Source organism: Bacillus sp. LR--39, from assembly GCF_053613335.1.
In genome coordinates, this window is record NZ_JBSIOT010000767.1 from 1 (window position 1) to 757 (window position 757).

The 757-nt window shown below is 49.1% G+C and carries 1 protein-coding gene; it reads left to right on the top strand.

Annotation, left to right across the window (positions count from 1 at the left end; genetic code table 11):
• A partial coding sequence (locus ACWHAR_RS26405; protein ID WP_452088340.1) for an aldehyde dehydrogenase family protein occupies positions 1-757 on the top strand: 757 nt, incomplete at both ends.

Consider the following 757-nt stretch of genomic DNA (forward strand, 5'->3'; position numbering starts at 1 on the left):
TCACACCGTGGAACTATCCGCTCCTGCAGGCAAGCTGGAAAATCGCTCCGGCTTTGGCGGCGGGCAACACGATCGTTGTCAAACCTAGTGAAATCACACCGCTGACAACCATTAAGATCTTCAAGCTGATGGAAGAAGCCGGTGTGCCTGAAGGGGTGGCCAACCTTGTTCTCGGCCCCGGGGCGACTGTCGGCGATGAACTTGCCAGAAATAAAGACGTCGACTTAATTTCCTTCACCGGGGGAATTGAAACCGGAAAGAAAATCATGCAGGCTGCAAGTACGAATGTGAAAAAAATTGCGCTTGAGCTTGGCGGGAAAAATCCGAATATTGTGTTTAAAGACGCAGATTTTGACGTAGCGGTTGACCAGGCGCTGAATGCGGTATTTTTCCACGCAGGACAGGTTTGCTCTGCGGGCGCTCGTCTTCTCGTTGAAGAGTCCATTCATGATGAGTTTGTCGCAGAGCTTGTCAAGCGTGCGAAAAAAATCAAGCTTGGCAACGGATTTCACGAGGAGACACAGAGCGGTCCGCTTATTTCAGCTGAACACCGCAGCAAAGTTGAAAAATATGTGGAAATCGGCTTGCAAGAAGGCGCCAAGCTGGAAACAGGCGGAAAACGTCCGGAAGATCCTGCGCTTCAAAACGGCTTTTTCTATGAACCTACTATTTTCTCAAACTGTAATTCTGACATGAGAATCGTTCAGGAAGAGGTTTTCGGTCCTGTATTGACAGTCGAAACCTTCAGCTCTGAAGA